This is a genomic window from Fibrobacter sp. UBA2449 (assembly GCF_002342555.1).
Lineage (GTDB): Bacteria > Fibrobacterota > Fibrobacteria > Fibrobacterales > Fibrobacteraceae > Fibrobacter.
Window position 1 is genome coordinate 16730 of the sequence record NZ_DDQF01000012.1, and the last position, 23917, is coordinate 40646.

15 protein-coding genes and 1 pseudogene are annotated in these 23917 nt (G+C 53.7%); 10 read left to right on the plus strand and 6 right to left on the minus strand.

All coding sequences use genetic code 11. The annotated features are described in order from the left end of the window. Positions 1–8: 8 nt before the first annotated feature. Genes B4B27_RS07835 through rsmA form a run of 5 tightly spaced genes read left to right on the plus strand, consistent with a single transcriptional unit; the run spans position 9 to position 14160 of the window. On the plus strand, positions 9–5069 hold the full coding sequence (locus tag B4B27_RS07835; RefSeq protein WP_290725341.1) for a GLUG motif-containing protein: 5061 nt from the start codon (positions 9–11) through the stop codon (positions 5067–5069). Positions 5070–5080: 11 nt separating this feature from the next. Continuing rightward, the gene (locus B4B27_RS07840) at positions 5081–10882 is read left to right on the plus strand and encodes a GLUG motif-containing protein (protein ID WP_290725343.1); all 5802 of its coding nucleotides are present in this window, start codon (positions 5081–5083) and stop codon (positions 10880–10882) included. A gap of 3 nt (positions 10883–10885) precedes the next feature. Further along, entirely contained in the window at positions 10886–11602 is a 717-nt protein-coding gene (locus B4B27_RS07845; RefSeq protein ID WP_290725345.1) for a DNA alkylation repair protein, read from the plus strand. A 22-nt stretch (positions 11603–11624) separates the two neighbouring features. Then, positions 11625–13340: an MATE family efflux transporter gene (locus B4B27_RS07850; RefSeq protein ID WP_290725348.1), complete on the plus strand. Its 1716-nt coding sequence runs from the start codon at positions 11625–11627 to the stop codon at positions 13338–13340. 37 nt (positions 13341–13377) lie between these two features. Further along, on the plus strand, positions 13378–14160 hold the full coding sequence (rsmA, locus tag B4B27_RS07855) for a 16S rRNA (adenine(1518)-N(6)/adenine(1519)-N(6))-dimethyltransferase RsmA (RefSeq protein ID WP_290725350.1): 783 nt from the start codon (positions 13378–13380) through the stop codon (positions 14158–14160). Positions 14161–14162: 2 nt separating this feature from the next. Here the strand turns inward: rsmA and B4B27_RS07860 are convergent, their stop codons facing one another. Genes B4B27_RS07860 through B4B27_RS07870 form a run of 3 tightly spaced genes read right to left on the minus strand, consistent with a single transcriptional unit; the run spans position 14163 to position 18115 of the window. Further along, positions 14163–15968 (minus strand): AAA family ATPase, encoded by a 1806-nt coding sequence (locus B4B27_RS07860; RefSeq protein ID WP_290725351.1) that lies wholly within the window; start codon positions 15966–15968, stop codon positions 14163–14165. A gap of 59 nt (positions 15969–16027) precedes the next feature. After that, positions 16028–16828 (minus strand): thioredoxin family protein, encoded by an 801-nt coding sequence (locus tag B4B27_RS07865; RefSeq protein WP_290725353.1) that lies wholly within the window; start codon positions 16826–16828, stop codon positions 16028–16030. Between the two features lie 9 nt (positions 16829–16837). Then, the gene (locus tag B4B27_RS07870; protein ID WP_073114155.1) at positions 16838–18115 is read right to left on the minus strand and encodes an O-acetylhomoserine aminocarboxypropyltransferase/cysteine synthase family protein; all 1278 of its coding nucleotides are present in this window, start codon (positions 18113–18115) and stop codon (positions 16838–16840) included. Positions 18116–18298: 183 nt separating this feature from the next. Between B4B27_RS07870 and B4B27_RS07875 the strand changes: the two genes are divergently transcribed. Beyond that, entirely contained in the window at positions 18299–19213 is a 915-nt protein-coding gene (locus B4B27_RS07875; protein ID WP_290725357.1) for a DMT family transporter, read from the plus strand. 18 nt (positions 19214–19231) lie between these two features. Here B4B27_RS07875 and B4B27_RS07880 read toward each other — a convergent pair whose 3' ends face one another. Beyond that, positions 19232–20065: an FISUMP domain-containing protein gene (locus tag B4B27_RS07880; protein ID WP_290725359.1), complete on the minus strand. Its 834-nt coding sequence runs from the start codon at positions 20063–20065 to the stop codon at positions 19232–19234. Positions 20066–20130: 65 nt separating this feature from the next. On the opposite strand from B4B27_RS07880, the gene B4B27_RS07885 reads away from it, so the two are divergent. Further along, complete coding sequence (locus B4B27_RS07885) at positions 20131–21084, plus strand: alginate O-acetyltransferase AlgX-related protein (RefSeq protein WP_290725361.1); 954 nt, start codon at positions 20131–20133, stop codon at positions 21082–21084. A gap of 2 nt (positions 21085–21086) precedes the next feature. Here B4B27_RS07885 and B4B27_RS07890 read toward each other — a convergent pair whose 3' ends face one another. Then, positions 21087–21419, minus strand: a complete 333-nt coding sequence (locus B4B27_RS07890; RefSeq protein WP_290725363.1) for a DMT family transporter — start codon at positions 21417–21419, stop codon at positions 21087–21089. 36 nt (positions 21420–21455) lie between these two features. Here B4B27_RS07890 and B4B27_RS07895 point away from each other — a divergent pair, with 36 nt between their 5' ends. From B4B27_RS07895 to B4B27_RS07905, 3 genes are all read left to right on the plus strand, one after another. Then, the gene (locus tag B4B27_RS07895) at positions 21456–21794 is read left to right on the plus strand and encodes a TfoX/Sxy family protein (protein ID WP_290725365.1); all 339 of its coding nucleotides are present in this window, start codon (positions 21456–21458) and stop codon (positions 21792–21794) included. Between the two features lie 195 nt (positions 21795–21989). Next, positions 21990–22727 (plus strand): hypothetical protein, encoded by a 738-nt coding sequence (locus B4B27_RS07900; protein WP_290725367.1) that lies wholly within the window; start codon positions 21990–21992, stop codon positions 22725–22727. A gap of 12 nt (positions 22728–22739) precedes the next feature. Beyond that, entirely contained in the window at positions 22740–23543 is an 804-nt protein-coding gene (locus B4B27_RS07905) for a hypothetical protein (RefSeq protein WP_290725369.1), read from the plus strand. On the opposite strand, the pseudogene B4B27_RS14645 reads toward B4B27_RS07905, so the two are convergent. Then, a pseudogene (locus B4B27_RS14645) lies at positions 23492–23614 on the minus strand (PDDEXK nuclease domain-containing protein); the annotation flags it as partial. The gene B4B27_RS07905 and the pseudogene B4B27_RS14645 overlap by 52 nt on opposite strands. Positions 23615–23917 lie beyond the last annotated feature (303 nt).

The following is a 23917-nucleotide window of genomic DNA, read 5'->3' on the forward strand; positions in this document are numbered from 1 at the left end:
TATATATTATGTTCATGATGTCGGTGAGGAACGCAATGAAAATCAGGCTTGCTTTTGTAGCCGCATTGTCGCTGCTTGCGGCTTACTCGTTCGCGGCGAATGGTACCATGAAGGGCGAAGGTACCATCGAAAGCCCATTCCTGGTCGATGACTACGAAGACCTGAAGATGATAGGCAAGGGTGCCTACCTGTATTCTTCGGCCTATATGCTGACTGCCGATATCGACGCTTCGGCCTCGTATGGCGAATGGTGCAGTGAAGGCGTGTGCAACGGGTTCATTCCCTTGGGACTTGAGAAGGATGCTGCGGACGCTTCCGTTTTTACGGGCTATTTTTGGGGGCACGGATTTACGATCAGGAATATGCGCATATGGACGCCCTGTGCGCACAACGTGGGTTTTTTCGCGAACCTGGGTGGACTGGTCTCAAATTTGTACTTTGATTCCCTTGTGGTGTGGGGCGGCCTGGATGATATCTATGCGCCCCATTCGAAATATGTCGGCGCCGTTGCGGGCACGGCTACCGGGTATATCCTCGATGTGCACGTTACAAAAGGCGAAGTGCAGGGCCGTGAGTATGTGGGCGGTATCGTGGGCGACATGGAAAAGACGACGGCCAATTTGGATAATGTCTCGTATGAGGGCGTTGTCCGGGGCGGATCCGTCGTAGGGGGGCTGTCCGGAAGATCCTATGGTACGATTGCCGAAAGCTCTGCGGATGTCAAGATATATGCGAAGGGAAGCGATATTGGAGGTCTGGTTGGCTCAAATAAAGGAAATATTAAAAGAAGCGAAGCGACAGGTTCGATCCACCCCATCGGAAGTTCAATCTCCGATGTCGGCGGGCTTGTGGGGTATAACATAAATGGAGGCTACATCTTCGCGTCCAGGGCATCTGTGGATATTCTGCCTTTGACTACTGCGGTTCCCAAAAGCAAATTGGGCGGTCTGATCGGAGCCAACTATGGTTCTATTGAGCAGTCGTATGCTACGGGAAACGTGATTGGCAAAAATGGTGTCGGCGGCCTGGTTGGTAGCATCTATGGTGGGACTATCCGTAATTGCTTTGCCACGGGAGCGGTGAAGGGAAATAGGTATGTGGGCGGACTCGTTGGCGATGTAGAGGGATCAGTAAGTACATCGTACTCGGTCGGGCCTGTCGAAATTCTGGATACAACGGAAGTCGTGGATGTGGGTGGCCTGGTCGGTTGGGGAAAAACGGATAGTTCCTACTGGAACGTGGAATTCTCCGGATTGGATACAAGCAGCGGCGGGACGGGACTTTCCGATGCCGCCATGAAAAAGTTCGAAAGCTTTTTCGGATGGGACACCGAAATCTGGACTATCGACGAGGGGGAATCGTACCCCTACCTGGCTGTGTTCGGCAAGAAGCCCGATGCTGTCGTCTATGCGATTCCCACGGCGGCATCAAAGTGGCAGGAGAATCCGGTTGTTGCCGCGAAAGACGATACCGGCCGTGAATTGTTCGGCAAATGGACTGGCGCGAACTACCTGAATGCGGCGCGCGATTCCATCTACTACGGCTACAAGATTGGCTACGTCAAGGAATCCGATACCGTCTGGAGTACGTCGAGCTACATGGCGGTCCCGAACCGTATCGAGATTGCGACTCTCGAAGACCTGCAGAAGATTGGCAGGCATGTCGGCTTCCCGCTGTTTGCAAATTACGAGCTGACGGCCGATATCGATGCGTCCGGGGTTGATTTCGAACCTATCGGTGACGAGCGTGTCTTGTTTACGGGTGGCTTCGACGGCAAGAACCATACCATTAGTGGATTCAGGATTGATGGCCGCAAGAAGGATTATTCCGGACTCTTCGGGAAGGCGGAAAAGGCTGTCTTCAGGAACATTGTTTTCAGGAACGCAAATGTCAATGGTAAGAAAATAGTTGGCGTGCTTGCAGGACGTGTTGACGAATCGATTGTGAGCAACGTTGTCTCGTATGACGCGACGGTCAAGGGCCATAGCAATGTCGGTGGGCTTATCGGTATCGCGTTCTCAAACGACATGGAGCGCCTTGCAAGTACGGGCGCCGTCACGGGAGATACCTGTGTCGGAGGTCTTTTCGGGGCGTTCGCGTCGAAGTTGACAGATGCCTATTCCGTGAATGTCGTCAAGGGTCATTATTGGGTTGGGGGCGTTATGGGCGGTGCGAATTTGGATTTCCATAATGCCGATACCGTCCTCAATGTTTACTCCGCGAGCCTTGTGAAGGGCCCCCGCAAGCGTATCGAGGGAATTGCCGGATCCGTGGAGGATTCCTACTACGACGAGAAGTATGCGGACATATACTTCGACAGCACGCTTATGCCTTCCGAATGGCAGGTCGATCGGTACGAGTTGGGTGAAGCGCTCCCGACTGATTCCTTGCTGAAGCGGGCCACGTTCAAGGGGTTCGACTTTGAGTCCGTGTGGACTATTCAGGAAGGCGTGTCGTATCCTTATTTCAAGGGAATGGAACCCTCGCTTCCGGGAACATTGGTCGATGACGGAACGAGCTATGCGCTGGTAGGCGAAGGTACGGCAGAAAAACCGTTCCAGATTACCAGCTACGATGACCTCAAGAATGTCGGCAAGCATGAATTCGGCCTGGACGCCCATTACGAATTGCAGGGATTTTATGCAAGCGAATCCGCGACGGACAACTGCGTCGACGGCGTGTGTGCCGGTTTTGAACCCATCGGCGGAACCGAAGGCTTCAGCGGGACGTTTACCGGAAACAGGGCCGGCATTTTCAATCTGACCATCAACCGCCCTGACGAGGATTATGTCGGCCTGTTCACGAAACTCAATCCCGGTGCCAAGGTTTCGGGAATAGGGTTGGCCCAGAGCACCATTGTCGGCAGGAACTATGTGGGTAGCATTGCCGGACTGGACAAGGGTGCCGACCTTGAGAGCATGGGTACGGAACGCGACCTGGTCGTTCGCGGCAACAACTATGTCGGTATGGTTGTCGGGGCGAAGGAAGGTGGTACCGCGAAGTACGACCATGTCAACGGTACGGTTGAAGGCAACGATTATGTCGGATCCTTTGCCGGAAGCTCCAAGAACGCTTCCTATACAGACAACCTTTCCTGGGCGAGTGTTCAGGGCAATGCCAATGTCGGCGGCTTTGTCGGTATCGATTCCGCTTCGGTGTACACGAACATCTACAGCATAAGCCAAGTGCGCGGAAACGAAGATGTCGGGAACCTGGCGGGGGCGAGCGAGAAGTCGACCTACAAGTCGGTCTACTACGATGGCGAAGTGTGGCAGTTCGACAACAGCAGTGTCGGAAAGTCGCTCACGACGGCCGAAATGCTGGATTCGGCTTCTTACGAGGGCTGGGAATTCGGGACGGTGTGGCTGAAACATGCCGCAGATGCCTATCCCATCCTCGCATGGACAGACGGTGTCAAGTTGATTTACCCTGTCAGGACACACGATGTGAAATTCCAGATGGAAGGTTCCGGCACCGAGGAAGACCCGTTCCTCGTCAAGACATACGACGACCTCAAGGCGATCGGCTACGGGAAATACAAGCTCTCTGCGGTCTACCGTCTTGCAAACGATATCGATGCGTCGGCCTCCTCGAATGAATTGTATTACGTGGATTCTGCCAGCCATCCGCAGCTGATTTTCGCCAACGGTTTCCCGTCTATCGGGAAGTATCGCGAAAATTCCAAGGGCCTGTTCGGGGGTTCCTACGAACACGGGACGGATACGACCTTTACGGGCAAATTCCACGGGAACGGCCACGTGATACATGACCTGTATATCGGTACGCTCCAAGCGTACCACAATTCGGGATTCTTCCTTGCTATCGATTCTTCGGCAATCGTGGACAGCCTTGAAATAAAGCTCGTGAAGTTTTCCAATGCTACGGCAGGCCTTGCCTATGTGAACAGGGGGACTGTAGACAACGTAAATGTCAAGTGTGATAATCTGGAGGCCGATGTGGGACTTGTCTACCGGAACGAGGGTACCATCCGGCAGAGTTCCTTCGAGGGGTTCTTTGGCGGTTATGGGCGTTTCGGCCCTCGCGGGGGTGGCCTGGTCTATATCAACGAGGGAACCATATCGGAATGCTACGTCAATGCGGATGTCGAACGGGATATGCCCTATGTTATAGCCGGCTTTGCTGTGGAGAACCACGGGATAATCGAAAATTCGTTCACGATGGGTGATGTGTTTGGAATGAACGATTCCGCCTATTCGGCTGTTTATCTGAATACGGGTGTCATCAGCAAGTCTTATTCTGTCGGAAAGGGCTATCGCGCCTTTGCATACAAGAACCAGGGTACCATCGAAAATTCGTACGCTCTCAAGACGAGGTATTTTGTGGAAACGTCCGACTACGGGAATCTTGTCGACGGTACGAATTACCATACGCCCCAGGGAACTACCATGGGCTCCATGTACATGCAGGATGAGTACCGCGGTTTCGATTTTGATTCCGTGTGGTACATCAAGGAAGGCTTCTCGACACCGATGCTGCGCGGTTTGCCGAACATGCCATTCCCTGCGAGTGTGAATCTGAAGCTTGAAGGGAACGGGTCCCTCGAAAATAGGATCCGCGCCAAGATACTCGAAGATGCCATCGTGATGGATTCGACGATGACGAAGGTGGTCCATCTGGATGTTACGAGTATCTTCCTGATTGATTCTCTGGAAAAGGCGGAGAACCCTTCCGGGATGTTTGAGATTTTGTACAGCGTGGGCATGGTACTCGGCAAGGATACGATTTGGAGCGACGAAGCCGTAGCTAGACTCGGTGTCCTGAAGTCGGTTGGCTTGAGCAAGGTTGCCACCCCGTCGGGAGCCCGCTTCGGTGCCGCCTTCCGAGGCTCGAATGTGGCGCTCCGTTTCGAAATTCCTGCCGCGGGTGCCGTGAAGTTCGCACTTGTAGACATGCAGGGCCGTGTCGTCCGCACGTTCAACCTGGGCAACCGTGCCGCGGGTGCGTATAGCGAAACGCTCGATGCCGGTGCGATTGCCCGAGGCCGCTACATCGGCGTGTTGCAGGTGAACGGCAAGGTGACGGAAAAAGTTTTGGTGGATAGAAAATAGGAGAGAGAAAGATGATGTCACGATTTGTTTTTACGGCCGTCCTGTCGCTATTTGCGGTTTGCTCGTTCGCGGCGAACGGTACCATGAAGGGTGATGGTTCCGCCGAAAAGCCTTTCCAGATCGAGGATTACGAAGACCTGAAGGCGATAGGCAAGGGCACTTACCTCTATTCTTCGAACTACGTGCTGACTGCCGATATCGACGCTTCGGCCTCGGCGCACGAGATGTGCAGTGACGAGGGCGGCTGCAACGGCTTTATCCCTATCGGCAAGAAGAAGGATGCCGCCGACAGCGTGGCGTTTTGGGGAACTATCGACGGCCAGAACCACACGATTCTCAATTTAACAATCTGGCTACCCTGTGAACAGAATGTGGGCTTTATCTACGCACTTGTCGGTTCTGTCAAGAACTTGAATTTTGACCATCTCCATGTGACGGGGAGGGTGAGCGAAACCGACCATGTGGGTGGCGTTGTCGCAAGGCTTGTCGGTACGATTGAAAATGTGCATGTGACGAACGGTTTTGTTCAAGGGAAGAAGCGTGTCGGCGGCATTGTGGGTGCTGCGATGAGGGCTATCGGGTATTCCGGTATGATTCCCGCCTTGAAGGATGTTTCGTTCCAAGGAGAAATCAAGGGTACGGAACGGGTTGGCGGAATTGTGGGTGAAACAGACGAGGCGACAATCGATAGCGCCGTTGCCGATGTGAATATCATTGCTATGGACGGGCGTGTCGGCGGTATTGTCGGGTTCAATGACGGGCGTATTACTAACAGCCGTTCCAAGGGAACGATTGTCCCGGGAGAATCCGATGTGAATAATGTCGGTGGCATCGCCGGAGAATCCGAAGGTGATGTTCAAATGTGCGTGTCTACAATGGACTTGGTACGTTACGGCTATGAATTTGATGAAGATATTGGCGGCATTGTTGGCGATAACGATAAGGGAACGGTATCCCATTCGTATGCCATCGGAAAGGTAGAAGGAGAACGCTATGTGGGTGGTGTTGTCGGGAGCGGTGGCTTTGTACAGAGTTCGTTCGCCATGGGCGAGGTGCGCGGAAACAACAAGGTCGGTGGCGTTGCAGGCTCCGGTGCTTCCATTTTCAATTCCTATGCGGCAAACAAGGTCTTGGGCGATTCGCTTGTAGGCGGGCTTATTGGATATTCGCCCGATACAATTTTTAGCTCCTACTGGAATACCGAAATTTCGGGACTCGATACGAGTGCAGGCGGCACGGGGCTTTCTACCGCGAAGATGATGAAGCTCTCGTCGTTTGCGGGCTGGGACACTCTGGGTTACGATGGCTTCATTCCGGTTTATCTGGATACATGCGATTCCTATTTGCTTTTTGGATACTGCCATCATGCTACGGGTAGTTACGTCAATATCTGGAAAATAGACGAAGGCAAGTCTTTTCCGTATCTAGCGCTCAATCCCTATTCGCAAAAGTCGTTTATCCCGATTGCGACTCCGACTGTGGCGGCAAAGTGGCAAGAGCAGCCGCCTGTTGCCTCGCTTACCGAGGTCGATGGCGAACTTGTCGGCAAGTGGCTCGGCTGGGTGAATCTGGGCGATAAATATGATACCGTTAGTGGCGATTATACAAGTTTTATATTAAGGAGAGATACGCTCTATTATGGCTATAGAATCGGCGTGGTAAACGAAGGCGATACCGTCTGGGGAACGTCGAGCTACGTGGCTGTACCCAACGGGATAAAGATTTCGACACTTGCGGAACTCCAGAAAATCGGAAACGACATGGCCTACCCGCTGGTGGCAAGTTACGAACTGACTGCCGATATCGATGCTGCCGGGGTCAATTTTAGGCCCATCGGCGATAGCGTGCATGTGTTCGCGGGAGTCTTCGACGGAAAAAACCATACCATCAAGAACCTGACGATTGTTGACCCGTATCGTGACTTTGCGGGAATGTTCGGGGTGGCGGATGGCGCTGACATCAAGAACCTGAAACTAGAAAACGCGAAAGTCGAAGGGGATTGGTATGTCGGTGCGCTGGCGGGTGAAATCGATAACTCCCGTGTCACTAACGTTGTCTCCTTGAACGGGAACGTGTCGGGGATGTCGTTTGTCGGCGGATTGATGGGTGCTACCCGCATAAGTGAAATCCATGTGGTCGGGACTACCGGCTATGTAACGTCGGGCGATATTGTCGGTGGAATTTTTGGCGCTTCCGCTTCGAGGATCGTAGACGCGTTCTCGGTGAATGTCGTCAAGGGTTACGAGAACGTGGGTGGCGTTATGGGCATTTCGGATGAGTTTTCATCGGGCACCTTGCAACAGAACATCTATTCTGCGAGTATCCTGAAGGCTCCCGACCCGGAAGGAATTATCGGAGGAAACTTCTTCGGGTCGGGCGAACACAAGAAATCATGTTATTTCGACAGTACTGTTACAGGAAACGTGTATGGAGGAAATACCACCGAAGAAATGTTGAAACAGTCAACATACGAAGGTTTCAACTTCGATACCGTGTGGGCTATCCAGGAAGGCGTTTCTTACCCGTACTTCAAGGGCATGGACCCGATATTGCCGGGCACGCTCGAAGACGACGGTACGGTAAATATGCTCGCTGGTACCGGTACCGAAAGGAACCCCTACAAGATTTACGATTACGATGACCTCAAGTATATCGGCAAGTACGAATACGGGCTTGACAAGTATTACAAGCTGATGAGCAATATCAATGCATCGTCTTCGTTCAAGGAAAACTGCAATGCCGACAGCACTCTTTGCAAGGGCTTCGAACCGATTGGCGAATTCAGTGGCGGGTTTGACGGGAATAACAAGTTTATTGCGGGCTTGAACATCAACCGCCCCGACGAGGATTCCGTAGGGCTTTTCCGGGCTCTGGCGGCGGGTGCCAAGGTGAGCGGCGTCGTCTTTGATACGGCTTCGTATCTTGGAAAAGATAATTCGTATGGGCCTGCGGATACTAGGGGTACCATCCATGGCAAGAACTATGTCGGTACCCTCGCCGGTGTCGATAAAGGCGCTACGCTCGAAAAAATCTTTGTAAAGTATGATGTTTCTGGCGAAAATTATGTAGGCTCCGTTGTCGGTAAGAAATCTTCGGGATCTCTCGCAAAGAGCGCATCCAGGTTCCTCGTTTCGGGAAACGAAAATGTGGGCGGCCTCGTAGGGCATTTGGGCGCGGCTAGCGTAGCGGATTGCTATTCGATTGCGAATGTCGTGGGTACAAAGAATATCGGTGGCCTGTTTGGCTACTCCGACAATGCAACCGTGAAAAACTCCTTTGCCGCAGGCCGTGTAGTGGGGTCTTCTAAATGGGGAGTTGTTGCAGGGGATGCCGACAAGTCGACTTATACGTCGGTGTATGGCGATAGCTCTCTTTGGTTTGTTAATGTAACGGCTGGTGGGGAACTCCGCACTACGCGGCAGATGGTTACGAAGGAAAATTACAAGGATTGGGATTTCGATTCAACTTGGAGCATTGCTGCAGATACAACCTATCCCTATTTGTCTTGGTTTACTTCGGCTTACCGTATATCCAAAACAATGAAGGAAAAAGTCTATCCGAATCTGGATGTTGACCAAACGATGCTCAAAATGGCTGGCTCCGGTACTGAGAGCGATCCGTTCCTGATCAAGACGTACGGTGACTTGAAATCAATCGGGTACGGAAAGTACAAGCTTTCGTCCGTCTATCGTGTGGCTAATGATATCGATGCTTCTGCCTCAAAGACCCAAACCCTTTTCAGCGGGCGAGGCATTGGATTCAACCCTATTGGCAAGATTGAAATACTCGAAGATTTTTGCAATTGCTATGGTGTTGTTTTGGGCGGATATATACCGCAGGATACCTCGAGATTGTTTACTGGAAAAATTCACGGCGGCGGTCACAGTATCAGCGACCTTTATATGGACTTCTGGGACAGTGAACCCACTGGGCTTGTGGATACGATTGCAAAAACAGGTGTAATCGATAGCTTGTCCTTCAAGAGGTATGAGATAAGCAGAGAAGAAGGAAATGTAAATAAAGTTGGCGCCTTGGCCGGCGTGAACATGGGGACTGTAAGCCATGTTGATATGGATGTTTTGTTCAAGAAAACTTTTGACGGTGCGGGTCTTGTTTACGATAACAAGGGGCTTATAGAAAATTGTTCAGTCAAGGGAATTTTTGGCGGGTCATCTTTGGCGGGTATTTCCGTGATAAACGATGGCGATATCCTCAACGTGAATGTTGATGCTGCCTGGAGCGATAGCTCGGGACTCGTTGGTGGAATTGCTCTTGTCAACAGGGGACTTATCAAGCTTTCGTCTGCCAAGGTGTCGTTGAATAATGGCCTTGGCCCGATTGGTGGAATTGCCGCCATGAATACGGGAACCGGGCGTATAGTCGACGCATCTGTAAATATTGATGCGAAACAGATTATCCAAGAACGCGGCGTGTATTATTATGTTGGCCACAAAATAAAGGATTACGAATACGAGGATTATTATATTGAAGGAATAGGTGGCCTTGTCGCGATTGATAGCGGGACTATTACGAACTCCGCTGCAACGGGCGTTATTGACGCGAAGGATGTGGCCTATGTCGGTGGCCTGATCGCTAAAGCTTATAGCAAGGAATTGAAAGGGCTGCATGCGTCTGTCGATGTTGGGGGCATGTATTTTGTCGGTGGCTTTGTGGGCTTGAACCAGACGACTATTTCTGAAAGCTATGCTGCCGGAAATGTCAAAGGGAGTGGAAATTATTCCCCTTCTGGAGCATTTGTCGGCAAGAACGAAGGCGTGATTGAGCGTTCGTTTGCGATGGGGAATGCAAGCGCGGCTGCCGGTTTTGTCGGCGAAAATGATGGAACTATCAGGCGGTCCTATTCTACGGGAAATGTAGAGGAGGCTGGCGGTTTTGCCAATATCAATCAGGCTGTAATTGAAGATTGCTATTCGACGGGCGATGTGTCGGCTAATGAAACGCCATATGGCTTTGGATTTGCCAGTGTCAACGGTAGTGCTACGAAGGTGAGGGGGTATGCTTCCGGAACGGCCGTTAAGGACGGAAACCGTTTTTGCGTTGACTTGCCCAGAGGGTCGATGCCTTCGGATGAGTTCTACTATCTTGGCGACGGCTGTATCGATACACTGGCGACGAGTACCGGACTTTCTCCCTCGGCAATGCGTAAGCAGAAATCCTTCTCCGCGTTCGATTTCGATTCCGTGTGGTACATCAAGGAGGGCGTGAGCTACCCGATGCTCCGCGGCATGCCGAACCCGCCGATGCTTGCAGAAGAGAATGCCGTGTACAAGGACAACGCCGGGATTGCGAAGAATATCCGCACCAAGCTTCTCGAAGATGCCTTCGTGATGGATACGGCGGCAACGAAGGTTCTCGCGCTGGATTCTGCCGGGGAGGCTCTGCTCGATTCGCTCGAAAATGCCGAGGCGCCGTCCGGGAAGTTCGAAGTCTCCTACCGCGTGGGCGTTTTGCTCGGTTCCGACACGCTCTGGAGCAAGCCCGCTACGATGCAGCTTGAAATCGAGAAGACGGTCGGGAACCCCGAAATTGCGGCTGTGCCTGGATTCGGGTTCGGTGCCGCATTCCGTGGCCCGCATGTGGCGCTCCGCTTCGATGTTCCTGCCGCGGGTGCGGTGAAGTTCGCGCTCATGGATATGCAGGGCCGCGTGGTGCGCACGTTCAACCTGGGGCTGCGTGCCGCGGGTGCGTATAGCGAAGCGCTCGATGCCGGTGCGATTGCGCGCGGGCGCTACGTGGGCGTGTTGCAGGTGAACGGCCGCGTCGCCGGAAAGGCGCTTTTGCTAAAAAGGTAGCCCATGACCCATGCCGAACTCCTAAAGCGACTGCAGGCCGAACAGGACTTGAAGTACCGCGACTTTCACGCGTCGCTGTTGCCGAACATCGACAAGAAATCGATTATCGGCGTGCGGGTGCCTACCATGCGGAAAATCGCGAAGGAGTTTGCGGCGGTCGATGTCGCCAAGTTTTTGGACAAGCTGCCGCACAAGTACTTCGAAGAAAACCAGGTACACCTCTTCGTGGTAGAACGCATCAAGGACTTTGACGAATGCCTCGCCCGCATCGAGCAGTTCCTGCCCTACATCGACAACTGGGCGGTATGCGATGGCAAGTCGCCCAAGGCGTTGCTCAAGGACGAAAAGCGGTTCGTGTCGTGCATCGAAAAATGGCTCAAGTCAAAGCACCCTTACACGGTTCGCTTCGGCGTGAACATGCTCATGACGTTCTTTTTGGACGTGCGATTCGACAAGAAGTTTTTGAAGTGGGTCGCGGCTATTGATGAATCTCTGTTTAATGACGACGGCCGCGCGGAATGCCCCACCGATCGCTACTACGTGCAGATGGTTATCGCCTGGTATTTCGCGACCGCGCTTGCCAAGCAGTGGGATGCGACGTTCCCCTACATCAAGGGCCGAAAGCTTTCGCCGTGGATTCATGCGAAGTCGATCCAGAAGGCGTGCGAAAGCTACCGCATTACCGATGCGCAGAAGAAGACCTTGCGCGGCCTGAAGTAAAAATTCTATTATTTCATTCCGTATGCGCATCAGCCAGACATTTTGCGGAAGGCGGTTTACGTCGATGCTCTTTACGGCATCGTTTTCGGTCTGTGCTGAACTCGTGAACATCTTCATCGACAAGGTGGTCGCGGCCCGGTTCCTGGGCGAAAATGCGCTGGCGGCGATATCCTTCTTCACGCCGATGTTCTCGTTCATCCTGTTTCTGAGCGCGATGGTCATGGTGGGGAGCCTCGTCTGCTATTCGATTGAGCTGGGGCGCCTGAACAAGCACCGTGCGGACCGTTTTTTCGGACAGGGGATAATCCTTTCTTTTGCGGTCGGGATCCTGATGGTGGCTCTTTTTGCTGTCGGGCGCCTGTTCCTCGACACGTCGGGAATAGATGCCGAACAGCTGAAATTCGTGAACGAGTTTTACGGATGGTTCCTGGGACTTGCCTTCGTAATCCCGCTGAACAATATCTTGCAGGAGATGGTGTATGTCGACGGTGACATGAAGACATGCAATATCTCGTATGCGGTGCTGCTGCTTGGAAACCTGGTCTTCTCGTGCGTATTCTGCAAGTTCTGGGGAATGTCGGGAATCGCGCTCGGGACGGTGCTTTCCGTTGTTCTCAGCATCCTTGTGCTTTGTTCGCACTTTATGCGGAAGGGCAATACGCTCAAGTTTGTGTGGTATTTCAAGATCCGCGATGTCGCGAAGGTTGTCCGGTTCAGCATGGCGGAAGCGTGCGAGTATCTTTTCTTCGCGCTGTTTGCCGCAGTCATGAACTTCTACTTCGTCACCCATTTCGGCAGCGACAGGATTGCCATCCTCTCGGTGATTTACGAAATCCTTGAACTCAGCGTCGTATTCAATGGCATCTGGATGGCGGCCGAGCCGATTATCAACATCTACCGAGGCGAGGAAAACGGCAACGGGGTCGCGCAGATGATGGAATTCGTGAACTGGGTGTCGTTCAAGGAGACTCTGGTCGCTACCGCGCTCCTGCTGGCGTTTGCGCCCCTGCTCGCGCGCCTGTTCCACATCAGTTCGGCAAGCGCCGCGGACGAACTTGTTTTTGCGATTCGCGCCTGCGCTGTCGGGCTGTGTCCGCTCGCCTTCGTGAAGATATATGCGGCCTATCATGTCCACGAAAAGCCGATTCTCTCGTTCCTGTTCATCTTTGTCGCGGTGTTCCTCGGCCCGGTCGCCTGTGTCCTGGGCGGTGTGCCGCTCTGGGGCGATGGCAACGTGTGGCTCGGATTCGGGACCTCGCCGTTTGTTGCTTTTGCAGTGTGCTGCATTGTCCAGCTCGTGCTTTACGGTAGATCCGGTTTTCCGCTCCTTCTCGAAGAAACTGAAGGAACGGGACACTGGTATATGTACGATCTGTTGCTGAATCCCGAAAACCTGGTCAAGTACCGCGATATCATCGGGAAGAAGCTGAAGGATGCGTCCGTGGATGACGCCGGAATCGTGAAGGCGATGCTCCTGCTCGAGGAACTCGGCATGACCGTCTACGAGAGCAATGCGGGACGGAAGGTTTACATGGAAGTCTCGCTGCAGGTGCTGCAGGGCGAATTCCTGCTTGTCATCAAGGACGACGGGAAACTCATGGACCTGACAGACCTGGAGCGTTCGGTGACGGGACTTCGTGCCTACCTCGTGAACATGTTCATGAAGGTCCAGCGCGACAAGCATTACCTGCTTACCACGAGCTGCAACCGCCATGTGTTCCGCTTTGCGCAGGAATAGGATTGCGCCGCCGGATTCGAATTGCTAATTTTTCGGTATGGATAGAGCACGCCGCCGCAAATTCGGCCAAAACTTTCTGGATGTACCTACCGCGCAGATGATCGCGGGGGACCTGCCTGCAGAGGCGGGAGACTACGTGCTTGAAATTGGCCCCGGGCACGGGGCGCTGACCGAGCACCTGCTCGGGCGCGCCGTGCAACTCACTGCCGTCGAGATCGACGAGCAGTGCGTGGTATTTCTGGAACAGAAATTCCGGGGCCGGGAAAACTTCCGCATCGAGAATATCGACTTCCTGAAGTTCGACTTGCAGGGATTCCTGGATGCGCACGCAAAACCGTGGGTCACCGGCAATCTCCCGTACAACGTTTCCACGGCGATTATCGCGGGGCTCATGCCGAAGCTCCATCTGACCAGGGGATTCATGGGGATGGTGCAGCTCGAAGTCGCTGAACGCATCTGCGCCATGCCCTGCAGCAGCAATTACGGAAGCCTCTCCGTGCTCGTGTCCGCGTTCGCCGACACGCAGATACTGAGGAAGATCGGCCCTGAACATTTTACGCCGCGTCCGAACGTGGATAGCGCCACGATGCTCCTCACGCCCAAGGAATGTCCGCTCCAGGCTCCCGAGGGTTACTTCGACTTCGTGCGAGCCGCGTTTACGCAGAAGAGGAAGACGCTCGCGAATTCCTTCGGTCGCGCCTACGACAAGAAGAAAATCCAGGAAGCCATCGAACTCCTGGATTATCCTACGACGGTCCGTGCCGAGGAACTTTCGCCTTCGCAGTTCCTTGAATTCTATAAGGTCATTGTCGGGGAATAACTTTATTTTTCGGCAGCGGCCTGCTCGAAATCGGTCGCGATGAGGTCGCTTACGTCGACCCTGCCAAGATCCGGGGAGGCTGCAAGGCGGTTGGCCTGCTTCTCGATGACTTTTTCGAACAGGTTGCGCACGTAGCGTCCGTTTCCGAACCGGCTGTCTTTCTTGCTGACGGCATCGGCGATGCAGCGCTTCATGGCGGCCTCTGCGGCTTTGCCTATCTTGTAGTCGTATTTCGCGAGGAACGACCTGAAAATCTGCGCGAGCTCATCTTCCGAATAGTCGGGGAAGTTGATGTACCTGTTGAATCGCGAAGAGAGGCCGGGATTCGAGTTCACGAAACGCTTGATTTCGTCCGTGTAGCCGGCGATGATGACCACGAGCCTGTCACGGTCATCTTCCATGCGCTTGAGGAGCGTGTCGATGGCCTCCTGCCCGTAGTCGTTTTCGGCGCTCCGCGCGAGCGTGTAGGCTTCGTCGATAAACAGGACTCCGTCCAGGGCGTCGTCTATTACTTTGTTTGTCTTGATGGCCGTCTGTCCCATGTAGCCTGCGACCAGATCTGCTCGCGTCGCCTCTACTAGGTGGCCTTTGCGGAGAACGCCCAGGTCCTTGAAAATTTCAGCCATGATACGCGCGATCGTCGTCTTGCCCGTGCCGGGATTTCCGGAGAACACCAGGTGGTACGATGTCGGCGGAACGGAAAGCCCTTTCTTCTTGCGTTCGTTCTGCACGCGGATAAAGTTGTAGAATGTGACGACTTCCTTCTTCACCGACGAAAGGCCGATGAGCGAATCGAGCTGCTTCACCGCCTCGCCCTGCGGGACGCGTTCTTCCTTTGCTGGGCGCATGTTGCGCGAGACGGCTTCTTTTAGAGGCGTGTTCTTGTAGTTCACCGGTCGCGTCGAGCACTTGACGAATCCCGGGTGCCATGCTGCCGAGCGGTTGTTCCCGATGTGCCTTTCCAGGTACTGCAGCCATTGCACCTCGTCTGGAGTGAGCTTGCCGTCGATGTTTGCAAGCGCCGCGGAATAGTCATAAAGGAGCCGCGAGTACTTGCGGACGGCATCGGGAGAAAATCCTCCGAATATCGAACTGAACAGGAATATCTCTCCGGTGGTCTCTATCTGGGCGTGGTTCCTTTCCAGGTTTTGTACCAGGGGACCCATCTCGATTTCTTTGTCGACGAATGACTGGAGAACAAGGCGGTTCCAGTCCGTCGTGGCGGGTGCGTTTGTCCGCAGGCGCAGCAGTAGCGAAACAAAACCGCAGGACTCGAACGAGTCGAGGCTCATTTCGTGGCCGAGCTTTTCGGAAAGGTAGTTGATGTCCGAGAGGAATATGGTCGAAAGTTCCTGGAACGTGTCGCTGCCTTCGCCCAGTTCAAAGTGGTTGCGCAACTTTTCGGCCACGCCGTCGTAATATATGAAATCCTTGAAGAAACTTGCGATGGCGTTTACCGTGGGCGCAAGCTTCGTCATGTATTTCGTGAGCCTCGGGTCTATCTGGCCGTTCGGCTTCACGGCAACGGCATACTGCGAATCTCCCGAAAGATTCTTCTCCATCGGGGATGTCATCACCTCTTTCATCAGGTCGGCAACCTGCTGCGCCGTCTCGGTGGAACGGTAGCGGGTCCACAGGAGGAACCCGGTTACGGAGATAATGAGGACGAGCGCGATGAAGAGGAGGTAGGCGGACGCTCCCAGGACGGAGGAAAGCTTGATGATGGCCACGGTGGCGACCATCGTGAGCATCAGCATGACGGAGCTGATGCCTGCGAGAAGAGTCTGGTTCGTCTTTCTTTTTGGCATACGCTCTTCAAATCTATATTATTTTACTGGAAACGAAACGGGAAAATAGCCCTGCGCCGCTACTTGCAGGAAAAACCCTGCAATTCGAGACCGGCACGCATTTCGCCATAGGTCGAAGTGCGTTTCATGTCCATCGCTTTCATGAATCGGCAATCGTTGTCGATGTGCATGCGGAATCCGGTCATGGTCGGCTCGACCTCGCCCTTGCCGCTTGCACGCACGTGTTCTATCATCTGTTCGCGCCTGTCGCTCAGTTCGGGCGGCACGAACACGTCGGTGACGATGTCGACATTCTTGATTTCGTAGTCACCGAACACGAACGAAATGGTGACGAGGTTCTTGAGACCGTTGAACTGGCCGTTTACCTTGCAGACGAGATTCTTCTGCGTGTTCTTGACTTTTTTCGGCCTTGCCGCATTTGCCTTCACTTTCGGGTCCGGCGTATACTGGAGCGCGTTCAGCAGATCTTCTTCCTTGACGGCCCCGACGAGCTGGTTGATAAATTTTCCGTCGCGGATGAAGAAGAATGTCGGAAACGCTTGAATCGGGAGCGAAGCCTTTATCTTGTCTATGTTCGGCTCGTCGATTCCCACGGTCGCAATCTTGATGTCGCTGTAATTTTTGGCGATGCCGATGAGGGTCGGAATCATGATGAGGCAGGGCGGGCAGCTTGTGGAAGTGATGTCCAGAATTACGGGCTTTTTCGACTGTAGGATTTCTTTCTCGAAGTTGTTGTCGTTTATCTTGACAATCTTGATGTCTTCGGCCGCCTGTGCGTTCCCTTTTGCAAACGCGAAACTGGCCGTGGCCAGAGCCACGGCGCAGATATTCGCGATTACCTTTACGAAGGAGGTTCTCATCTTCGTGAATTACACCTTGTCCAAAGCCTGCGTGAGGTCCGCGATGATGTCTTCGACGTTCTCGATACCGACGCTGAAGCGGATCAGGTCCGGAGCGACGCCTGCCTCGATCAACTGTTCGTCGCTGAGCTGACGGTGCGTGTGGCTTGCCGGATGCAGCACGCAGCTGCGGGCGTCGGCCACGTGAGTCACGATGCAAATCATCTTGAGGTTGTCCATGAACTGGATGCTCTTTTCGCGGCCACCCTTGATGCCGAAGGTGAGCACGCCGCACGGGAGCCCGCCCTTGAACTGCTTCTTCGCAAGTTCGTGGTACTTGTTGCCCTCGAGGCCCGCGTAGTCCACCCAGGCCACCTTCGGGTGGTTCTGCAGGAACTTCGCGCAGGCGAGAGCGTTTTCGCAATGACGCGGCATGCGCAGGTGAAGCGTTTCAAGGCCAACGTTCAGGAGGAACGCGTTCTGCGGAGCCTGGATGCTGCCGAGGTCGCGCATGAGCTGGGCCGTAGCCTTCGTGATGAAGGCACCCTTGCCGAAAGCCTTCGTGTAGGCAAGACCGTGGTAGCTCGGGTCCGGTTCGGTGAGGCCCTTGAACTTGTCGTGATGGGCTTCCCAGTCGAAGTTACCGCTATCCACGATGCAGCCACCCACGGCCATCGCGTGACCGTCCATGTACTTGGTGGTGGAATGCGTCACGATGTCAACGCCGAATTCAATCGGGCGGCAAAGAATCGGAGTCGGGAACGTGTTGTCCACAATCATCGGCACGCCGTGCTTGTGGGCAAGCTTCGCGAAACGTTCCAGGTCCAGAATCTTGCCGGCGGGGTTAGCCACCGTCTCGCCAAAGAAGCACTTGGTGTTCGGGCGGAAAGCCTTCTCGATTTCCTCATCGCTCGCATCCTGGTCCACGAACGTGCACTCAATGCCGAGCTTCTTCATGGTAACGCTGAAGAGGTTGCTCGTACCGCCGTAAATAGCGCTGGTGCTGATGAAGTGGTCGCCCGCCTCGCAGATGTTGAACACGGCGAAGAAGTTCGCCGCCTGACCGGAACTCGTGAGCATCGCAGCGACACCGCCTTCCATGGCCGCAATCTTGGATGCCACGGCATCGTTGGTCGGGTTCTGCAGTCGCGTGTAGAAGTAGCCGCTGGCCTTCAGGTCGAACAGGTCGGCCATCGCGTTGCTGGACTCGTACTTGAAAGTGGTGCTCTGATAGATGGGAAGGACGCGCGGTTCGCCGTTTTTCGGCTGCCAGCCGCCCTGTACGCACAAAGTTTCGATCTTGGACATTTTTGCCTCTTGTTTAATTACGCATTCAAATATAGATAGTCATCGACCCGGGGTCGCCAAACCTATTTGTTATGTAGGCAAATATAGAAAAAGACTATACCTTGTCAATGCGTTTATGCAAATATTTGCATAAATTTAAAATCGACCGACGGCTAAGCATCCCTTTTTCTATCTTTGGCATCGATGACACCCGCGCGCAACAACATGGCCCTCTGGCATATCCTCGCCATCGCGACGATTGCGTTCTGGGGCACGAGTTTCGTGAGCACGAAGGTGCTGCTGAATCACGGTTTTACCGCGGTGCAGATTTTTACGCTGCGGTTCGCGGTCACCTACCTTATCTTGCTCGCGGCATCCCACAAGAAGTTCCGCTGCGAGAACTGGAAACACGAAATCATCCTGTTCGTCTGTGGCATCACGGGCTGCACGCTCTACTTCTGGGCCGAGAACACGGCGCTCTCGCTTTCGCCCAGCAGCAACGTCTCGCTCATCGTGTGCACGAACCCGCTGCTCACCATGATTTTCGGGGGCATCCTGTACAAGGCGGAGCGCCTCGGCAAGCGGCAGGTTGTCGGGTGCCTGATCACGTTTGTCGGGATGGTGCTCGTGGTACTGAACGGGAAATTCATCCTGAAGCTTTCGCCCGTGGGCGACATGCTCGCGTTCACCTCGTCCGTCATGTGGGCCATCTATTCGCTGGTCGTGCGCCAGTTCAACGGAGTGTATTCTACTTTGTTCATAACCCGCAAGATGTTCTTTTACGGGGCGCTCATGTCGCTACCCGCGCTATTCTTCGAGGCGGGTGGCGATATCCACAAAACGTTCGATATCCCGTGGCAAAATTTCGCGGAGCCGGTCGTATCGTTCAACTTCGTCTGCCTCACGGTTTTCTCGTCGCTGCTCGGCTACCTCGCATGGAACAAGGTGCTGAAGCAGCTCGGCACGGTACTCGCGAGCAACTACATCTACGCCATCCCGCTCGTCACCATCATCACGGCGGTCATCGCCCTCGGGGAACGCATCACACCTATCGCCATCGCGGGTGCGGTAGCGATTGTCGCGGGCATGGTTATGGCCGAGATGAAACGCGGGTCCTAGTCCGCGGTTTCTGATTTACTAGTCCTTGACGCAACGCACGGCGTAGGCGAAGTACCCGCGCTGCATGGATTCCTTCTCCATGTCGTATTGGTTCGAGAGTATCCAGGCGTAGTGATTTATGTTGTCTTCGCCCCAGAAATAGGCCTTGGTGCCCTCGCCGTCGCATTCGCCCGTCTTGGCGCGGTAACCTGCCGGGAGAGCGGAGAACCCGCTTGCGTTCGTGGCCGTTACGTTGTCCCCAAAAATCGTGTCTTCCCACTCACCCACGGCACGCAGGGAGCCGTTGTTGTCGCCGAATTCGCTCTTCGCCGTAGTGGTCAGGTCGCGCCAGTCGTCCGCAGTGGGGAGGCGCCAACCCTCGGGGCACACGGCCGTCGCGGCGTATTCCTGGTAGAGGCGGCCGTACTTTTCGCAGTTCGCGGGAATACCGTCGTAGCAGAAGCTGGAATCGATGGAACCCGTGGCAGTAGCACTGTTGTCAAAGTTCAGGTTCTCGGCCATCCACGTGAGGTTGCCGATTTTCACGGTCTTGTAGCTCTTGCCGTCGCGGGAATCAGTGAGCGTGCCGTATTCCACGTTCGAGACGGCAGCAGCAGACGAACTGGACACACTTGTCTCGCTGCTGCTCGATTTTTCGCTACTACTCAGAACGACGTCCTTCGGTGCGGCGCTGGAGCTTGAAACCAAAATAATTTCGCCATAACTAGTAGGGCCATAGCTGTCGCGGGCATACACATTCGAAGAGGCGGGTTCGTTTTGCGGGCCGGAAGACGAATCGGAATCGCAGGCGACAAGCGCAATCCCGAAAGCAAGTGCCGCGATTACAATGTTGCTAGAGCGTTTGAAGTTCATATTATCTTCTCCTACAAGTATTTTGTGTGCAATAAACAAATATAAAAACTAAATTTGACACTGCAATGGTTTCTCGAAAATGTCTGATGGTAGCCTTGGGGCTTGCGACGGTGGCGGCGATGCTTGTCACGGCTTGGTGGTCTTTGCGCCCCGAAATCCCACCGGAAGTTCAGGAACAGATTGAAGACGATCTTGAAAAATGCGGCGGTGAACTGAAAGAGGCCCGCTGTGCGGTAAGTGGCGAAGACGGCTGGATTTTCTTGCAAGAAAGTCTTGTCAACTTGGTGGTGGACTGGAAAGAAAACTTGAATTCTTTTGTCGCCTTCAATGATTCACTGGAAGCGCGTGGTATCAAACTGGTTGTGGTGCCTGTTCCGGATAAACTGCAAATCGAGGCGGAACATTATTCGGAAGAATTGTCGGGAGGGATTGTCGCCCCGCAATATGAGGAATGGGTGGGCGCTCTGCAAGACGAAGGCGTTGTCGTTGTCGATGCCGTGGAGGAGTTTCTTGAAAAGAGCGAGGAAACGCCCATGTTCGAGGCGTACGAGAGCCACTATACCAGCGCGGGTCGGCAACTGCTTGCCCAGATGATTGCCGATACCATCAACGAGATGGATTTGGATGTCCCGAGGGGAGAGTGGTTCCTGCGCGATACGGTTGTCCCCGGCTCCGGGAATCTTTACCACCTGAAGTATAACAGCTATCCCGATTACGACGTGCGTGTGCTAAAGACCGTAGATGCCGAAGGTAAACGCTACCATGGTTCCAAGGACGCTCCCATCGTGGTTATCGGCGACAGCAATGCCGATTTTGGCTGGAACAGTTCGTCCAATATTGGCGCTTACATAGCGCAGGCGACAGGGATAAAGACCTTTACCCGCAGCCGAATCGGTGGAGGCAATTTTGGACCGACCTTGTTCAAGGGCCGTTCAAAATTCCTGGAAGGCAAAAAGATGGTTGTCTGGGTATTCGACGGCCGCGAGCTTTACGGAGATTTCAGCATGCCGGAATTCTAGCTCTAGTGGATATCCATCTTCGAGAATAGATTCAGCACGGCAACGCCGGAAACAATCAGGACGAGCCCCACGATGGCCCCCAAGTCGGGCGTCTGCTTGAAAAAGAATATGCCGCTTATTGTAATGAGGGCGATGCCGAGCGCTGACCAGGTAGCGTACGCGATGCCGATGGGGATGGCGCGCAGGCAAAGGCTCAGCAGGTACAGCGATGCCACGTAGCAGACGAGCGAGGCGATGGACGGGACGAGTTTGGTGAACTGTTCCGACATCTTGAGGAGCGTGGTGCCGGCGACTTCTGCGACAATGGCGAGGATAAGGAATACGTAGTTGAGCATAGGGAGAATATACAAATTAATTGTTATATTGTAACCATGCCGAGTTCAGAGAAGTTTCGTGACCACGTTTTGGAGCAGTTCAATGGGGAGCTGCTTGAAGGTGGTTTCCGCGTGACCACCCGCAAGATGATGGGCGAGTACATTCTGTATGCCGACGGGAAAATCTTCGGCGGGATTTACGATGACCGCCTGCTGGTGAAGCCCGTGCCGGCGGCTGTGGCGATGCTCCCCGGCGCCAAAAAGCAGTTGCCCTACGAAGGTGCGAAGCCCATGCTCCGCGTGACTAATGACCAGATTGAAGACAGTGAATTTTTGGCGAAGCTTCTGGACGCGATGCTGCCGGAAGTGCCCGCCCCGAAAGCGAAGAAGAAATAAACGACGGTATGTCATTCCCGCCGCTTTACTTGTCATCCCCGCTATACGATACTTGGCAACTTGTTGCCATAGTAGAGTTATCCTCTTTGGGGAGAAGGCGGGGATCTATAATCCCGATGAACGCACTGAATTTGCTGATAACCTACGCTCATTTTCAAGCGCGTTAATATATCTTCATGAATATGGGGCTTAGTTATGTTCTCGCCGAAACACAATTTGTGGATGATTCTGGTATGCGTGTGCATGCTTGTTTTTCCAGCATGGGCGGGTTCTTCAAAATCATATAGCGAGGACGAAAAGCCTACCGTACTGGAGGTGATTTTGGGCCTTGCTGATTGGGCGACTTCTTGCGACAAGGACGATACGGAATGCCAGCGGAGAAAGGCGGCAGACGAGAAAGGTGCAGGCGAGGCGAGAGAACGGGAGAGGGAGCGCACACTCAAGGAGAACAGGAAAAAGTGGAACGAGAAAAATCGGAATTATAAGAGCCACTATTTGGGATTGGCCTTGACGGCCCCGTTTGTCGCCGAAGATAGGGAGGTGATGTTCGGGCTGGATCTTGTTTTCGGCTTTGTTTTTCGGTTTGGTGAGTTTTACGCAATGGCGGGCGGGGGAGCGAATGCGTCGATGTACTTCATCAATGGGGAATTATTCTACAGGCCGCCAATCGACATGAACGGCATCTGGAAAATCGCGCCCGAAGTCGGCATGGGCGTGACATCTTATAGGCCGTTCGATAGCGAGGATCGTGTTGAACCCTTGTACCATTATTCAGTGGGCGTGCGCTACGAACATACATTGCAGAACCGCAAGAATATCATCGAGGACGAGGACGTGCTTATCAACGGCGTGAGTGTCGGGTGCGCAGTGTGGATGAATTATGCGGACTTCGCAGGCGTCAAGTGCGACGTCCGATTTGGATTATATTTGTAGGCGGGAAGAAAAATGAAAAAAAAGGTTGTCGGTTCGCTTGTTGTCGCGGTAGCAGTCCTTGCGGTCTTTTCCATCGCGATGGACTGGATGGCATTTTGCCGTTGCGGCGCTGTGGAACAGTGCCTTGTCGGTTGCTACGGATGCCGGCACCTTTTAAAGCTCGCCATTCCGGCCATCATGACTGTTGTCGTTTTTCTCATAGGCGGTGACGGCATTTGCCCGAAGGACAGGCGTCTTTTGCAGGCTGCGTTCGTGCTTGCACTGTGTGCGGAATTCTGCATGAAGGTCCTGCATGTGAACCTGCTTGGCATCTGCTTCTTTATGGCGGTGCAGACCCTCTTTATTTTTCGCCATTCCCGCGGGAGCGATTCGGACCGGAACTTCCCGCGAATCTTGTGCATCCCGCTTGGCGCGCTGCCTGTTGCCGCAACCTCTTTCGCATTCGGCCTGTTCGATAAGCCGACTGTCCCGATTGTGGCGGCCTACGGAGTGTTTGTCGCCTGTTCGCTTGTTGTCGCCTGCAAGGCCCGCGGGAAGGGGTATTTCCCTTCAGGGAACGCGAAGCTTATCAAGTGGGGGATGGTGCTGTTTTTCTGCTGCGACGTGTGCGTCGGCATTTCGGGTGCGACGGGGGCCGACCACAGCGCCCGCGAAATCGCCGCTACCATAGCGCACAACTTTGTGTGGGCCTTCTACACACCGGCACTCGTCCTGCTGGGCCTTAGCGGGTACACCACAAGTTCCTTGCCAGCCTTGGTGCACATTAAAATTCCTACAGGGGGATTGTCTCCCTTTTCCATTACATTTTTCCGGTAATAGGCTAGGTACAGGTTCATCTGTGCGATATCGTCGTACTGGATTTTTGTGGCTTTCAAGTCGATTAACACGTGGCATTTGAGAATCCTGTGGTAAAAGACCAGATCGCAGTTTCATGCTTGCTTGAAACTATGACCGAGACTATGGTACGGACGCCAACGGCGTCAATTTCTCGGTGTCAGCGGGGTTAATCGCTACTACTATGGGGAAATATACAAAAAAATCTGCGGATAAGGGCTCTTCTTATAAATGAGGTACGGATCATTTTCCCCGCGTGGGGAAAATGATAGTGTGGACCATATTCCCAGTGCCGGGAATATGGTCTGCTTTATTTGATGAAACTTACAAATTGCTGGATGGAATGAATCCGATTC

Bases quoted from the DNA above. Each gene is read 5' to 3' on its own strand.
- B4B27_RS07890 (WP_290725363.1), bottom strand. From the start codon at position 21,419: ATGCTCAACTACGTATTCCTTATCCTCGCCATTGTCGCAGAAGTCGCC.
- B4B27_RS07880 (WP_290725359.1), bottom strand. From the start codon at position 20,065: ATGAACTTCAAACGCTCTAGCAACATTGTAATCGCGGCACTTGCTTTC.
- B4B27_RS07860 (WP_290725351.1), bottom strand. From the start codon at position 15,968: ATGCCAAAAAGAAAGACGAACCAGACTCTTCTCGCAGGCATCAGCTCC.
- B4B27_RS07900 (WP_290725367.1), top strand. From the start codon at position 21,990: ATGTTCTCGCCGAAACACAATTTGTGGATGATTCTGGTATGCGTGTGC.
- B4B27_RS07885 (WP_290725361.1), top strand. From the start codon at position 20,131: ATGGTTTCTCGAAAATGTCTGATGGTAGCCTTGGGGCTTGCGACGGTG.
- B4B27_RS07875 (WP_290725357.1), top strand. From the start codon at position 18,299: ATGACACCCGCGCGCAACAACATGGCCCTCTGGCATATCCTCGCCATC.
- B4B27_RS07870 (WP_073114155.1), bottom strand. From the start codon at position 18,115: ATGTCCAAGATCGAAACTTTGTGCGTACAGGGCGGCTGGCAGCCGAAA.
- B4B27_RS07840 (WP_290725343.1), top strand. From the start codon at position 5,081: ATGATGTCACGATTTGTTTTTACGGCCGTCCTGTCGCTATTTGCGGTT.
- B4B27_RS07850 (WP_290725348.1), top strand. From the start codon at position 11,625: ATGCGCATCAGCCAGACATTTTGCGGAAGGCGGTTTACGTCGATGCTC.
- B4B27_RS07845 (WP_290725345.1), top strand. From the start codon at position 10,886: ATGACCCATGCCGAACTCCTAAAGCGACTGCAGGCCGAACAGGACTTG.
- B4B27_RS07835 (WP_290725341.1), top strand. From the start codon at position 9: ATGTTCATGATGTCGGTGAGGAACGCAATGAAAATCAGGCTTGCTTTT.
- B4B27_RS07905 (WP_290725369.1), top strand. From the start codon at position 22,740: ATGAAAAAAAAGGTTGTCGGTTCGCTTGTTGTCGCGGTAGCAGTCCTT.
- rsmA (WP_290725350.1), top strand. From the start codon at position 13,378: ATGGATAGAGCACGCCGCCGCAAATTCGGCCAAAACTTTCTGGATGTA.
- B4B27_RS07865 (WP_290725353.1), bottom strand. From the start codon at position 16,828: ATGAGAACCTCCTTCGTAAAGGTAATCGCGAATATCTGCGCCGTGGCT.
- B4B27_RS07895 (WP_290725365.1), top strand. From the start codon at position 21,456: ATGCCGAGTTCAGAGAAGTTTCGTGACCACGTTTTGGAGCAGTTCAAT.